At 68.9% G+C, this 12,559-nt stretch carries 15 protein-coding genes; 6 read left to right on the forward strand and 9 right to left on the reverse strand.

The annotated features are described in order from the left end of the window. Positions 1–50: 50 nt before the first annotated feature. Positions 51–1,751, forward strand: a complete 1,701-nt coding sequence (gene ilvD / locus GBA65_RS11450) for a dihydroxy-acid dehydratase (RefSeq protein ID WP_166396667.1) — start codon at positions 51–53, stop codon at positions 1,749–1,751. A gap of 336 nt (positions 1,752–2,087) precedes the next feature. Here ilvD and GBA65_RS11455 read toward each other — a convergent pair whose 3' ends face one another. The 5 genes from GBA65_RS11455 to GBA65_RS11470 form a co-directional block, all read right to left on the reverse strand. Continuing rightward, positions 2,088–2,720: a hypothetical protein gene (locus GBA65_RS11455; RefSeq protein ID WP_166396668.1), complete on the reverse strand. Its 633-nt coding sequence runs from the start codon at positions 2,718–2,720 to the stop codon at positions 2,088–2,090. A 67-nt stretch (positions 2,721–2,787) separates the two neighbouring features. Continuing rightward, positions 2,788–3,270: a DUF6328 family protein gene (locus GBA65_RS11460; RefSeq protein WP_166396669.1), complete on the reverse strand. Its 483-nt coding sequence runs from the start codon at positions 3,268–3,270 to the stop codon at positions 2,788–2,790. A gap of 194 nt (positions 3,271–3,464) precedes the next feature. Then, positions 3,465–4,169: a phosphatase domain-containing protein gene (locus GBA65_RS11465; RefSeq protein WP_207955706.1), complete on the reverse strand. Its 705-nt coding sequence runs from the start codon at positions 4,167–4,169 to the stop codon at positions 3,465–3,467. A gap of 214 nt (positions 4,170–4,383) precedes the next feature. After that, positions 4,384–4,539, reverse strand: coding sequence for a hypothetical protein (locus GBA65_RS23120; protein ID WP_207955707.1), 156 nt, complete (start codon positions 4,537–4,539; stop codon positions 4,384–4,386). 213 nt (positions 4,540–4,752) lie between these two features. After that, complete coding sequence (locus tag GBA65_RS11470; protein WP_166396670.1) at positions 4,753–5,502, reverse strand: RlpA-like double-psi beta-barrel domain-containing protein; 750 nt, start codon at positions 5,500–5,502, stop codon at positions 4,753–4,755. 301 nt (positions 5,503–5,803) lie between these two features. Here GBA65_RS11470 and GBA65_RS11475 point away from each other — a divergent pair, with 301 nt between their 5' ends. Both GBA65_RS11475 and GBA65_RS11480 read left to right on the forward strand, forming a co-directional pair. Beyond that, entirely contained in the window at positions 5,804–6,103 is a 300-nt protein-coding gene (locus GBA65_RS11475; RefSeq protein ID WP_166396671.1) for a helix-turn-helix domain-containing protein, read from the forward strand. 40 nt (positions 6,104–6,143) lie between these two features. After that, entirely contained in the window at positions 6,144–6,500 is a 357-nt protein-coding gene (locus tag GBA65_RS11480) for a hypothetical protein (protein ID WP_166396672.1), read from the forward strand. A 78-nt stretch (positions 6,501–6,578) separates the two neighbouring features. On the opposite strand, the gene GBA65_RS11485 is transcribed toward GBA65_RS11480, so the two are convergent. Both GBA65_RS11485 and GBA65_RS11490 read right to left on the reverse strand, forming a co-directional pair. Beyond that, positions 6,579–6,941, reverse strand: coding sequence for a DUF6992 family protein (locus GBA65_RS11485; RefSeq protein WP_166396673.1), 363 nt, complete (start codon positions 6,939–6,941; stop codon positions 6,579–6,581). Positions 6,942–7,445: 504 nt separating this feature from the next. Continuing rightward, entirely contained in the window at positions 7,446–8,558 is a 1,113-nt protein-coding gene (locus GBA65_RS11490) for a carboxylate-amine ligase (protein ID WP_166396674.1), read from the reverse strand. 314 nt (positions 8,559–8,872) lie between these two features. Here GBA65_RS11490 and GBA65_RS11495 point away from each other — a divergent pair, with 314 nt between their 5' ends. After that, a complete protein-coding gene (locus GBA65_RS11495; RefSeq protein ID WP_166396675.1) occupies positions 8,873–9,271 on the forward strand; it encodes a CopG family transcriptional regulator in 399 nt (132 codons plus the stop codon). Between the two features lie 301 nt (positions 9,272–9,572). Continuing rightward, positions 9,573–10,523: an extracellular catalytic domain type 1 short-chain-length polyhydroxyalkanoate depolymerase gene (locus GBA65_RS11500; protein WP_207955708.1), complete on the forward strand. Its 951-nt coding sequence runs from the start codon at positions 9,573–9,575 to the stop codon at positions 10,521–10,523. A gap of 222 nt (positions 10,524–10,745) precedes the next feature. Here the strand turns inward: GBA65_RS11500 and GBA65_RS11505 are convergent, their stop codons facing one another. After that, a complete protein-coding gene (locus GBA65_RS11505; protein WP_166396677.1) occupies positions 10,746–11,276 on the reverse strand; it encodes a phosphatase domain-containing protein in 531 nt (176 codons plus the stop codon). 222 nt (positions 11,277–11,498) lie between these two features. Next, complete coding sequence (locus GBA65_RS11510) at positions 11,499–11,678, reverse strand: hypothetical protein (protein ID WP_166396678.1); 180 nt, start codon at positions 11,676–11,678, stop codon at positions 11,499–11,501. Positions 11,679–12,052: 374 nt separating this feature from the next. Here GBA65_RS11510 and GBA65_RS11515 point away from each other — a divergent pair, with 374 nt between their 5' ends. Further along, the gene (locus GBA65_RS11515) at positions 12,053–12,400 is read left to right on the forward strand and encodes a hypothetical protein (RefSeq protein WP_207955709.1); all 348 of its coding nucleotides are present in this window, start codon (positions 12,053–12,055) and stop codon (positions 12,398–12,400) included. The last annotated feature ends 159 nt before the right edge of the window (positions 12,401–12,559 follow it).

Consider the following 12,559-nt stretch of genomic DNA (forward strand, 5'->3'; position numbering starts at 1 on the left):
ACGCTGTAGTATGGGGATCGGGAGGATCGTCGTACCAGAACGGAGGCACCGTGGAAACTACAGATCTCAGGCATAAGAGCCGCGCGATCCTCGAGGGCCGGGACAGGGCCCCGGCACGCTCGATGCTCAAGGCCATCGGCTTCGACGACGAGGCCCTCAGCAAGCCCATAATCGGGGTGGCGCACACCTGGATCGAAACGATGCCCTGCAACTTCAACCAGCGCCGGCTCGCGGAGAGGGTGAAGGAGGGAATCCGGGAGGCCGGGGGCACCCCGATGGAGCTGAACACCATCGCCATCTCCGACGGCATCACGATGGGCACCGAGGGGATGAAGGCGAGCCTGGTGAGCCGCGAGGTGATCGCCGACTCCATCGAGCTCGTCGGCCGCGGCCACATGTTCGACGCCATCGTCTCCATCGTCGGCTGCGACAAGACCCTCCCGGGGGCGGCGATGGCCCTCGTGAGGCTCGGCATCCCCGGTTTCCTTGTCTACAGCGGCTCCATCGACCCGGGCCGCTACAAGGGCCAGGACATCACGATTCAGGAGGTCTTCGAGGCCGTCGGCGCGCACGCGGCGGGCCGCATCGGCGACGACGACCTCAAGGAGGTGGAGAACAGCGCCTGCCCCGGCGCCGGCGCCTGCGGCGGCCAGTTCACCGCGAACACGATGGCGCTGGTCCTGGAGTTTCTCGGCCTCTCCCCGATGGGCTCCGCGAGCCCGCCGGCGAACGACGCACGCAAGGACGAGGTCTGCGTCGAGGCCGGCCGCCTCGTCATGGACCTCCTCAAGCGCGGCGTGACGCCGCAGGACATCCTGACGAAGACCTCCTTCGAGAACGCCATCGCGGCGGGGGCGGCGACCGGCGGCTCGACGAACCTCGTGCTGCACCTCCTCGCCATCGCCCGCGAGGCCGGCATCGACCTCGACATCGACGACTTCGACCGCGTGAGCGAGCGGACCCCGATCATCGCCGACATGAAGCCGGGCGGTCGATACACCGCCGTCGCCCTGGACAAGGCCGGCGGCTCGCGCCTCCTCGGGAGGCGCATGGTCGAGGCGGGCCTCGTCGACGGCGGGGGGCTCACCCCGACCGGCAGGACGATCGCCGAGGAGGTCGAGGGGGCCGAGGAGACCCCGGGCCAGGAAGTCGTCGCCCCGGTCGACAGCCCCTTCAAGGAGACCGGCGGCCTGGTCATCCTCAAGGGCAACATCGCCCCGGAGGGCTGCGTCGTCAAGGTCGCGGGCTACACGCGCCTCAGGCACGAGGGGCCGGCGCGCGTCTTCGACTCCGAGGAGGAGGCGATGGAGGCCGCGCAGTCCGGCCGCATCGTCGAGGGGGACGTCGTCGTGATCCGCTACGAGGGACCGAAGGGCGGCCCCGGCATGCGCGAGATGCTCGGCGTCACCGCCGCCCTCGTCGGCCAGGGCCTCGGCGAGAGCGTCGCCCTCCTCACGGACGGGCGCTTCAGCGGCGCCACCCGCGGCCTCATGGCCGGCCACGTCGCCCCCGAGGCGGCGCACCGCGGGCCCATCGCGGCTCTTGAGGAGGGCGACAACATCGTCTTCGACGTCGCGAACCGCACCCTCTCCGTCGACCTCTCGGACGAGGAGATCGAGGGCCGCCTCGCGGGCTGGACCGACCCCCTCCCCCGCTACGAGACCGGCGTCTTCGCCAAGTACGCCGCCCTCGTGGGCTCCGCCTCCGAAGGCGCCGTCACGAAGCCCGGAGCGAACGGGGCCAGAGGCTAAACCAACCTGAGACTGCCGGACCCGAGGCGGCGCAGAAGGGTACACATCCCCGTTCTGCGCCGCCCGAGGGCTAGGAGACCTCGGCAACCTCCAGGTTCCTGGCTACGCGTCTTCGCCGCGGTCATCGGCGGTCTGCGGGCAGAAAAATACCGGGCCGACGAGAATATCCGCTTCTTGAAGCGGCCGTTGGCCCGGCCCACGGATCTAGTCCGTGGCGTTGTTCGCTCGCTAGTCCATCGGACCCTTTCCTCCTACTCGAGGTGCAGCGACAACACCAACATAGTACCACCTCTCACAATCTACTAAACCTCCGTGGAGCCATCTCGCGCGTAAATTTCACGGGCTTTCGGCGACGAGGCCCTGCAGCGCGGTCAGGTCCCGGACGATGGCCCAGCGGAGGTCCTCGATCCTCCGGACGAGGGCGCGCGGGACCTCGGGCTCGTCGGAGAGCAGCCTGGGGAGGAGCAGGTCGTGGACGAGGACCCTGCGCGCGGCCACGTTGCCCAGCAGCCGCATGGCAACGGCGGCGCCCTCGGGGTCGAAGAAGCCGCCGCGCGTGGCGTCGGTCAGGATCAGGGTCTCGAGCCGGGAGGGGACCACGGCCAAGGTCTCCCCGGTGCCGGAGAGCCGGACCTCAACCGCGTTGGCCTCGTCGAGCAGGCGGAGCAGGCCGGAGAGCTCGGTCCTCAACAGCCGCGCGACGAGCCGCGCGTTCTCTTCCTGGGCCCTCTCCAGCTGGTAGTCGTAGAGCAGGGCCCCGGTGAAGAACGTCAGTACCAGCGAGGCGAACGTCACCACGAACAGGTCGAGCAGGCCGAACAGGACGCTCTGGGGGGCGTTGTACTCGCGCAGCAAGATATACAGCGCGAGCGCGAGCACCAGGAGCACCGCGCAGGAGGCGAGGGCGAACCTTATCCCCCGCGTGAGCACCCGCCTGTCCCTCACGATCCTGGGCGTGGTTTGGCTCACCGGCCCGAAGAAGCTCGGCGCGTGATCGGGGGTCCAGCCTCGCCGAGGGACAACCCCGCCCGTCTCCTCAGTCGCCGTTCGCGCGGTACCGAAGCGGGAGCACGAACCAGACGTAGACGAAGAAGGCGCTCACGATCGCGGTCGCCAGGGAGGCGAGGACGGCGTCGAAGATGATCTCCGTAACCATGAAGACGACGCCTACCATGGCCGGCACGAGCAGCGCTATGCCCGCGATGGCGAGGCGGTTCGCGGCCTGGAGCCGCTGCTCCCTCGCCTGCTTGCGCCACAGCATCCGGTGGTGGGCGGAGGGCGCAATGAGCAGGCCCGCCGAGAGCGCCGTGCAGATCAGCGTCCCGAAGAAGATCTTCTGCTGCACCGGCCCGACGTCGGCGAAGCCCGCCGAGAACGGCACGGTGAGCAAGAAGGCGAACAGGACCTGCACCCCGGGCAACACCACCCGCAACTCCTGCAGCAGCTCGATCAACTCCCTCGCGCTCCTCGCGCGATCGTCCTCCCCGACCCGCCGCTCGACCAGCTCCTCAGCGCTCACGTGACACCTCGCCCGGTAAGGATTTAACGTCCGTGTAACAAACAGTTTACACGAGGGGGACCCGGCGGAGGACCTCCGGATGCGGGTCCGAACGGTCCCTTCGGGGCTCCGGTTTTGCTAAGTGAACGAGTGTACTCGGACGGGGCGCTCGGGGCCGGGCCGACGCTCCCGCGTCCCGGTTCGGCCGGAGGGGGCTAATCACTCGCGCGTCGTATCTTGGGGAGGGCATCGGGGGAGATCAGGCCCCGGTCCGCCGCGTGCTCGGCCGCCGCGGCCGTGTTCGGGACGAGCAGCATCTCGACGCCGAAGGAGCGGACCTGGCGGGCGATGGCGTGGACGACGACGTCGCGCTCGGCGGTCGTCACGTCGCGGATGTAGACGGCGGCGATGCGCCCCGGGTTCTCGCGCACGACGGTCCGGTAGATCTCGGGGTCCTGCTCCCCGGAGTCGCCGACGAGGACGAACGGCAGGTCCGGGTAGGTGGCGAGCAGCGTGCGGATGACGCCGAGCTTGTGCTGCTCGTGACCCTTGAGGGCCATCGGGCTCCAGTCCTTGAGGAAGAGCGGCCCCGCGGGCACGCCGTGCACGTCGAGGAAGTCCTCCAGGAGGTCGTAGAGGTTCCACGGGCTGCTGGAGACGTAGAAGATCGGGTTGGCGTCCCCCTGCAAGGCCCGGTAGAAGTGGGTCACCCCCTCGAAGGGCAGGCGCGTGTGGGCGTTGTGCAGGAGCGCGGTGCGCAGCATCTTCAGCAGGCTCGTGACGCCGGTCTGGATCACGGTGTCGTCGAGGTCGCTTATGACCCCGAACCTCGCCCCGTTGGGGACGAGCACCCTGCCCGAGGCCCGGGCCTCGGCCCCGCTGGTCTCCAGGAGCTCCACCTCGACCGGGTGCCAGTCCACCCCGCTATCGGGCGGGGCGGGGAGGTCGAACCTGACGTCGAAGAACCCCTCCTCGTCGGCGGCGACCGAGACCTCCAGGCCCGCGTGCCGGGCGCGGAGCCGGGCGAGGGGACCTCGTTGCTCAGGAACCTCCTCGCCATGTTGCGCAGGTTCGTCCTCGTCGTGTCCGTCACGCTGGAGCGGGTGAGCCCCTTGGACTCCAGGACGCGCCCCTTCATGAACAGCGCCTCCTGGGTACCGTGCCCCGATACGTCAGCACCTCCGGCGGCGCCATCAAACCGAGCCGCCGCCGCACCCCGGTCTTCAGCGTGTCGAACCGCTCCTCGAGCGCCCGACCCACCCCAACCGCAACATCGAACAAACGCGACAAACACACCTACCCCGACCGGAGACCGACGCGCCTATTATGCACGAACGCTCGTCGCTGCCCCGCGCGCGACGCCTGCTCGCCTTCGCGAAGACGGTCTACCGTGCCGGCCGGACGGCGCGCCCCGGACCAAGCTCCCGCTCTCGCAAGCCGCGCAAAACGCGGCGGTCGCCGGCGGTGGTCCGACTCCTCACCCCATCGCCCAGGCAGGCCGGCCTAGTAGTACAGGACCTGTCCCGCGTAGATGTAGTCCGGGTCGGAGATCGCGTTCAGCGCCGCAAGCTGCTCCACGGAGACCCCCATCTCGGCGGCGATAGCAGACAGCGTCTCCCCGGGCCGCACCACGAGTACGGCGCTGCTGGAGCCTCCCACGGCCGCGCTCGTGGTGGCGGCCGGTGTCGCGGTCGTGGTCGCGGGCTCGGCAGGGACCTCCGCCTCCACGTACTGCTCGGAGCTCGCGTACTGGTCGTCGCCGAGGATCGTCTCCGTCCCCGACGAATACTGGGTGGTCGAGACGCTGGCGTAGGCCTCGGGGGTCGTCGTGGAGTACTGGTCGCCCCCGGCGTACGCATCCGTCGGGACCGCTTGCGAAGCCGCGGCGTACTGGTTCGTCGAGGCGTACTCGACGTAGTCCACGCCCGCCTCCGTGAGCCCGAGCGCCTCGGCCGCACCCTGGGAGAGGTCCAGCTCCCGCTCACCGACGTACGGGCCGCGATCGTTGACCGTCACCTCGACCGCGCTCCCCCCGTAGCTCACGAGAAGCTCCGTCCCGAGCGGCATCGTCTTGTGAGCGGCCGTGAACCCGAACGGATCGTACGGCACCCCCGACGCCGTCGGCAGACCCGAGAAGCCCGGCCCGTACCATGAAGCCAGCGCCTCCTCTGCGTCCGCTTCCTCGCTCGAGAAAGCAAGACAGGCCATCAACACGAGCGGAAGCCACAACACGAACAAGAACCTCGGCAACACGTATCCCCCTCCGTCAACGTCTACCTTCAATACAACGTTAAGCTTTGCGTCCCAGGAGTATCGGGATCCTGTACCTATCGTTCAAGTCTTTTTCACGCTTTATCGCGGCGTGATAGAAGCTGTGTCAGGCAGCTTCGGCGCCAGTCGAGGACTTCGACCACGGCGTCGAATAAGAAATGCTTTAGATAAGCCATTTATAGGACCTTGGACGGTAAAGCCAGGGCCTTCCGAGGTTGTGCTAGGATACGTTCGCTCGGGCAAAAACCCGCGAAAATATCCCCGTGATAATCGGGAGGGGGGCATGATCTATACCGTCGACGAGGTGAGCGTGGAGTTGGGCATACCGCGACCTACCGTTTACCGTTACCTCAAGGAGTACTCCATCCCCTTCTCACGACGGTCCGGCAGGATCTTCGTGCCCGAGGAATCCATCCGTAAAGTGGGCACCGTTCGCGAGCTCCATGCCGGCGGTTTCGGCACCGAGGCGATACGCGAAAAGCTCAAGCAGGGGAAGGCACGGATCTCGAACGCGTCACCGAACGGCTCGACAAGCTGGCGGACGCCCTGGAGAGCTCGAGGCTGGAACGCAGGACGTCGTTAGAGCCCGCCCACGCCTCCCCGACGCCCACGCCCTCCGGACGGTGCTCGCGCGCCAGAGCCTCCTGATCTCCGCCGTCTCCAACCTCGCCGAGATGGTCGGCGACCTCATGGCGGTGAACGGTCTGCCGCGCCGGGCCATCATCGACTACCCGGAGCCCGAGCACGCGAGCGACCGTCTTCCTCTCCCCGACCGGCGCGGCAGGAGCCTCGCGGCCCTCACCGGTCGAACCTCGCTCGGCCGCCCCGCAAGCGGAACCCCGGTGAGGAGGCCTGACGCCCTGCCCTCCGACATCTCGCACGACAAGTTCGGTACCCTCGCCCGCCGGCGACGCGCGATCCTCGCATCCTCCCTGGCAGCCCTGGCGCTCGCAGCCATCCTGGCCTGGCAAGTCCTTTAGAGGGTTAGAGGGGCCGCCTGCGTCGGTACCCGTATCGGGGTTCCCGGTGACGATCAAACTCCTCCGTTCTCCATTGGATCAACCCGCGAGGACGAGCAGGCTACCGACGTACTCGCCGTTGATCGCCAGCAAGACGCCGTCGAAGACCGCGAGCCACAATCCCTGCACGACCAGGCCCTTACCCCAGCCCTGCAACCGCTCGGAGTCGCGTGTGACCGTCCGCCAGGCGAGCAGAGCGCCGACCAGCATCGTCGCCAGGTCGGAGACGAAAGCCCCGGAGAGCAGGCGCGCGGTGCCCAGGCCATCCCGGAGGGCCTCCGCGAGGGTCGCCGGCGGGGTAGCGGGTCCGGCGAGGTCCAGGTACTGCGGTAGCCCGATCAGGGTGTTGACCGCCCAAAGGGCGGCCACCTGCCAGAAGTACCTGAGCTGCCCGAGGACCACCGGGAGAGCAACACCCCCGCAACGAGGTTGGACACCCCCCAGACCGCGAGGATCAAGAGCGCCGCAGACTCCCGGCGCGAGTAGAGGAGGTAGGCCTCCAGCGCGGTCTCGCTCAAGACTCTTCCCTCTCCCCTTCCCGTATACCGACGTCCCCCTGATCCTCCGCACCTAGTCTGCGCCTCCGCGCGAACCCGCGCGAGCGAGGTTCCGCCCTTACCGTCGCCCCTTTCCCGGCCGCCCTACGGGCTCCTCCGCATCCATTATCCGAAACGTGCCACACGCAGGCACGTTAACAGGCCTTCCGGCTTGAACTCGACCACGCAGCACGCCCTCGACGAGGCACGGTTCCCGGCTAGCGCCACAGCTATTCGGACCGACCGCCATAATCCTCGTTTCGACCGGCAGCGTTACCCGAGAGGGCGCGGCGGCCTCCGGAAGACGTACTCCTCCGCGGCGTGACGGTGAGGAGCGCCACCGGAGCCGTCTTCGAGGAGGAAGCTGCGCTCAAGTTCCCCGGGCCGTCTCGTCGACGAGCATGTCCACGACGGCCTCGAGGCTTCCGGTGCGGCGGAAGACGGCGCGCTGGCGGGTGGCCCCGTTGCCGCGTTCGAGGGTCTCGCGGACGGTGCCCGAGACCTCGTCCCAGTCGCCGAGCTCCTCCAGGGCCGGGCGGGCGAAGTCGAGCAGCTTCTGGATCTCGTACCCCGCGGGCACAACGCGCTCCTCCTCGACGTCGACGAGCTCCCCCTCCAGGCCGTACCTCGACGCGCGCCAGTGCGCGGCGCGCAGAAGCTCCGGGCGTGCGGCCGGGTAGGGCTCCTCGCGACCGTCCCGCTCGTAGCAGGCACGGACCAGCGCCCGCGAGAGCCCGGCGAGCATCACCGCCTCGTCGATGCGCGGGCAGACGTCGGCGACCCGCACCTCGATCGTATCGGTCTTCTCCGGGAGGCGGGCGTCCCAGTAGATCTTGGTGGCGTCCTCGACGGTCTCGGTCCGGACGAGAGCCTCGACGAGCGCGTCGTGCTTGGCGCGGGAGGCGAAGAGCCCCGGTGGTCCGGAGACGGGGAACCTGCCCCACACCTGCGTCCGGTAGCTCGCGTAGCCGGAGTCCTCGCCGAGCCAGAACGGCGAGTTGGCCGAGAGGGCGAGCAGGGGCGCGAGCCAGACCCGCAGCCGGTTCATCACCCTCACCGCCGACTCGCGGTCCTTTATCCCGACGTGCACGTGAAACCCGAAGACGAGCTGCTCCTGGGCGAGCTGCTGGTACGCCTCTATCAGGACCCGGTAGCGCTCCTTCGGGGTGACCACCTGCTCGCGCCAGTGGGAGAACGGGTGGGTGCTCGACGCCGCGATGCGTGCCCCCTCCCCCGCAGCCCCGATCACCGCGCGCCTGAGCCGCGAGAGCTCGGCCCGTACCTCACCGAGCGTCCGGCAGACGGGGCTCACGGCCTCGACCTGCGACTCCATAAGCTCGGCGGTCACGTCCCCCTCGCCCCGATTGCCCCGCGCCCTCTCGACGACGCGCCCGCCCTGCGACCGCAACCCGCGCGTACCGGAATCGACGATCTGGTACTCCTCCTCTACCCCCAGCGTGTACTCATCCACCCCTGAAGCCATCTTCCTCTCTTCCTCCGAAAACGGCCCTCCCGCCGGCCCCCGTCCCCTCAGAAACGATTTCCTGCGACCCCGCACGAAAACCTCTGCCCGAAGACGGAGCCTAACTTACCGTGCAGCCACGGGCCAGAACCTGCGCTCCACCTCCCAACAGACGACGCCATACAGCGCCGGGAGACCAAGGCCCGTGAGCCGACGCGAGAAACCCCATATCCGGCGCAACCGTACGGCTTTGCACGCCGTCTTGACACAACACCGCTCCCTCGTGCTACCATCCATGTGGATGGCACACAGATGTTCGAGTGAGAGGAGGCGCGATGGTAACGAGCGAGTTGGAGAAGATCACGATCAACATGCCCCCGGTGGATCTGGGGCAGATCGACCTCCTGGTGCGGGAGGGCTTCTACCAGAACCGCACCGATTTTATTAGGACCGCGATCCGCAACCAGCTCAACACGCACGCCGACGCGGTCCGGCAGACGGTGGTCCGCAAGGAACTGGTGCTCGGCTTGCAGCACTACTCCCGGCGCGACCTGGAGGCGCTGCGCGAGGCGGGCGAGATGCTGGAGATCCGGGTGCTCGGCCTGGCGAGCATCGCCGACGACGTCGCGCCGGAGCTCGCCCTGGAGGCCGTGCGTTCGGTCGCCGTGCTCGGCGCCTTCCGCGCCAGCCCGGCCGTGAAGAAGGCTCTGGCGGACAGAATTCAATCGACGTGAGACCAGACAGGACAAAGGAGAGATAGATGGATAACCAGATGCAGGACATGATGTCGGAGGCCACGCGCCTCGTGCAGGAGGGCCGGCTCTCGGACGCCACCGCCGCCATCCAGCGCGCCCTCGGGGGCGGGTTCGCCCCGGCGGCGACGGTGGAGACCAGGTGGTTCCCCGCCTCCGGGGGAGCGGTCGACGAGCAGGTGATCGACGCGCCCCCACGCGCACGCTGCCGGATCCCCCTCCCCCGCCCGGGCAAGCGTTCTTTCCGGCGCGGCTCCGACTGGGGACGCGTCGGCCCCGCCACGTGGAGGCCCGACGTCTCGAAGACCGGCGGCGCCCCGCGGGGCCGGACGTGGTCCCGGACGGGGGACGGTTCCTCGAGCGGTCCTTCACCAACGCCGCCGGCACCCGCTCCTACAAGCTGTACGTCCCGAGCGGCTACACCGGGCGGGAAGAGGTGCCGCTGGTCGTCATGCTCCACGGCTGCACCCAGAACCCCGACGACTTCGCCGCCGGGACGCGCATGAACGCCCTCGCCGAGGAGCGCACCTTCCTCGTCGCCTACCCCCAGCAGGGCGGCGGAGACAACATGCAGAAGTGCTGGAACTGGTTCAAGGAGGCGGACCAGGGACGCGGAAGGGGCGAGCCGTCCATCATCGCCGGGATAACCTGCGAGGTCCTCGGCGAGTACAACGTCGCCCCCGATCGAGTCTACGTCGCCGGGATGTCCGCAGGGGGCGCGATGGCCGCGATCATGGGCTCCGCCTACCCCGACCTCTACGCCGCGGTCGGCGTCCACTCCGGCCTCGCCCCCGGCGCCGCCCGCGACCTCCCCTCGGCCTTCTCCGCCATGAACGGCGGCATGGGCCTCGGAGGCACCGCGCCCGCCAGCGTCCCCCTCACGGACGCGTCCGGCCGGAGCGTGCCCGTGATCGTCTTCCACGGCGACCGCGATGGCACCGTCCACCCGCGCAACGCCGAGGCGGTGATCACGTACTACAAGGCGAGCGGCCTCGACGGCAAGAGCGCAGCGCCCATAAAGGTCAGGCAAGGACAGGTCCCCGACGGCTACTCCTACACCCGCGCCACCCACCTCGACGCCGACGGCCGCCCCGTCGTGGAGCACTGGACCGTGCGCGGGCTGGGGCACGCGTGGTCCGGAGGGGGACGACGCGGCTCCTACACCGACCTTAAGGGACCCGACGCCTCGGCCGAGATGGCCCGCTTCTTCGACGCGCACCGGCTGCGCACCTGACGAACGGTCTCCTCGGCAGCCCGACGCAGGGACGAACTCTTCCGTCCCTGCGTCGGGCTGCGGGCCGAGCACCCGGATAACCCGCTTCGATGGGAAGGGCGAAGCCCGGGGAGACGAGGAGTAGGTACACCGTGACGCTGCACCCGCAGGCCGACGCGATGCTCAAACAGATGGAGAAGGACGGCGTCCCGGACATCTAGGAGATGAGCGTCGGAGAACCCCTCAGCGAGTTCGGCGCTCGGCCCACGTCCGGACCGCCGCGAGCTGGGCCGGGGTCTCCACGGAGCCGGGCCTCGATACGCGCACCCGCCGGACCGCCTCCTCCGCCCCGAGGCCCTCGCTGCTGGCCAGGAGGTAGCACGCCAGCACCGTGCCCGTGCGCCCCAGCCCGCCCCCGCAGTGGACCGCAGCCGCCTCGCCCGCCGCCAGGGCCCCGAGGATCGCCGCTATGGCACGCTCCATCTGCTCCGGGAAAGGCGCGGCGAAATCCGCCACGGGCAGGTGCGCCTCCCTGAGGCCGTGCCTTCGGAGGCGGGCCGGGTCGTGGGGCCGCTCGTGGAGGTTGACCAGCAGCCGCACGCCGCTGCCCGAGAGCGCGGCCAGTGCTCTCTCCGTACGCGGATAGGCGCAGCCCAGAACGCCGGTCGCGACCCATCCTCCCCTGTCGGTCAGGCGCAGGAGCATGCGCAAGGCGACCCGCGCCCGCGCTAGCGGGACCGACCCGACCGTCCATCGCCGTCTACCGTGTTGCACGAGATCCCTCACCGCTCCCACGGTACCGCCCGACCTCTCCGACGACAACCCTTGCCGCCACCATCGCGCGCTACCGTCGAGGGGACAAGAGCGAGGCGCTCTCTCGGATGTTGCGGGCTCCTCTGCGCGCACCCGCAAAACCCGTCCCATATCGGACGATGCTCCATCCACCATCCCGTTAAAGGAGGTGCGACGAGCTCTCGCGCCGTTCGGCCCTTTCGGCTATGCAATCTCGGAGGTCACGACCTCGCCGGCCCTGCGCTTATGCCAGAGGTAGCAGATCGCCAGGATGCGGCCCCACTCCTCCCGATCGGCGAGGTAGGCTTGCAGGGCCCGCTCGAAGATGTCGGCCGCCTCGTCGCAGTCCACGAAGAAGCGGGTACAGCCGCACTTTTTGTCCATCCTCCCGTCCCCTATCTCGAGCCCCCGCGCCCCGTCTGGGGAAGGCCCTCCACACCCCGGTCGGTGCACCAGAAGCTCGTGACCGTCGCCGGAGGCGAGCACCCTCTCGCCCCCACCTCACGCTCCTTACCTAACAAACATCTCATGTATCAAAGTACACGACGCATGCAATGCAAGGCAATACGCCGTATGAGCTAGATTCTCCTCAAGAGTCGTCGAGGCGGCGGCCGGAGCCGCACCGAGCGACTTCGGAGCAGTGGGGGCATGCCCGTGGCGGAGGCGGGCCGGGCTCTCACGAGTGAGGGGTCGCTCCCGCGCCGGGGTCGAAATGCCTTTCACAGGGGCTTCGGATGGACGATGCTAGACTTCTATTCGTGACCAAGAACAGGGACGGCGCGGGGGAGCGGACCTGTGAGCTCTGCGGGCGGGCGGCCGAAGACCTCACCCGCCACCACCTCATCCCCAGGACGCGCCACAAGAACAAGCGCAACAAGAAGATGTTCGACCGGCAGGAGATCCACCGCACCGTCGACCTCTGCCGGCCGTGCCACCGTCACATCCACGCCACGATCGACAACAAGACCCTCGAACGCGAGTACAACACCGTCGAGTCCCTCCTCGCCCACCCCGACATCCTCCGGTTCGTCGAGTGGATCCGCAAGAAGCCCCACGGCACCGTGCGACGGGGCTCCCGCCGCGACGACTGGTCCCGCGCAAGCTAGGCTCCACCGCACCCAGGGTCCGCATTCGTCGCCCGCTCCTTCCCCGCGTACCCACGCCGACGAGGTGAGCGAACATACCGGCCATGCTCTGATGCAGCGCCTCCTTCGCCTCGCGGAAGTCGCGTTCCCGAAGCCCCAGAGATCGCCCGGTGAACCGAC

It is taken from the genome of Rubrobacter marinus (assembly GCF_011492965.1).
Classification (GTDB): domain Bacteria; phylum Actinomycetota; class Rubrobacteria; order Rubrobacterales; family Rubrobacteraceae; genus Rubrobacter_F; species Rubrobacter_F marinus.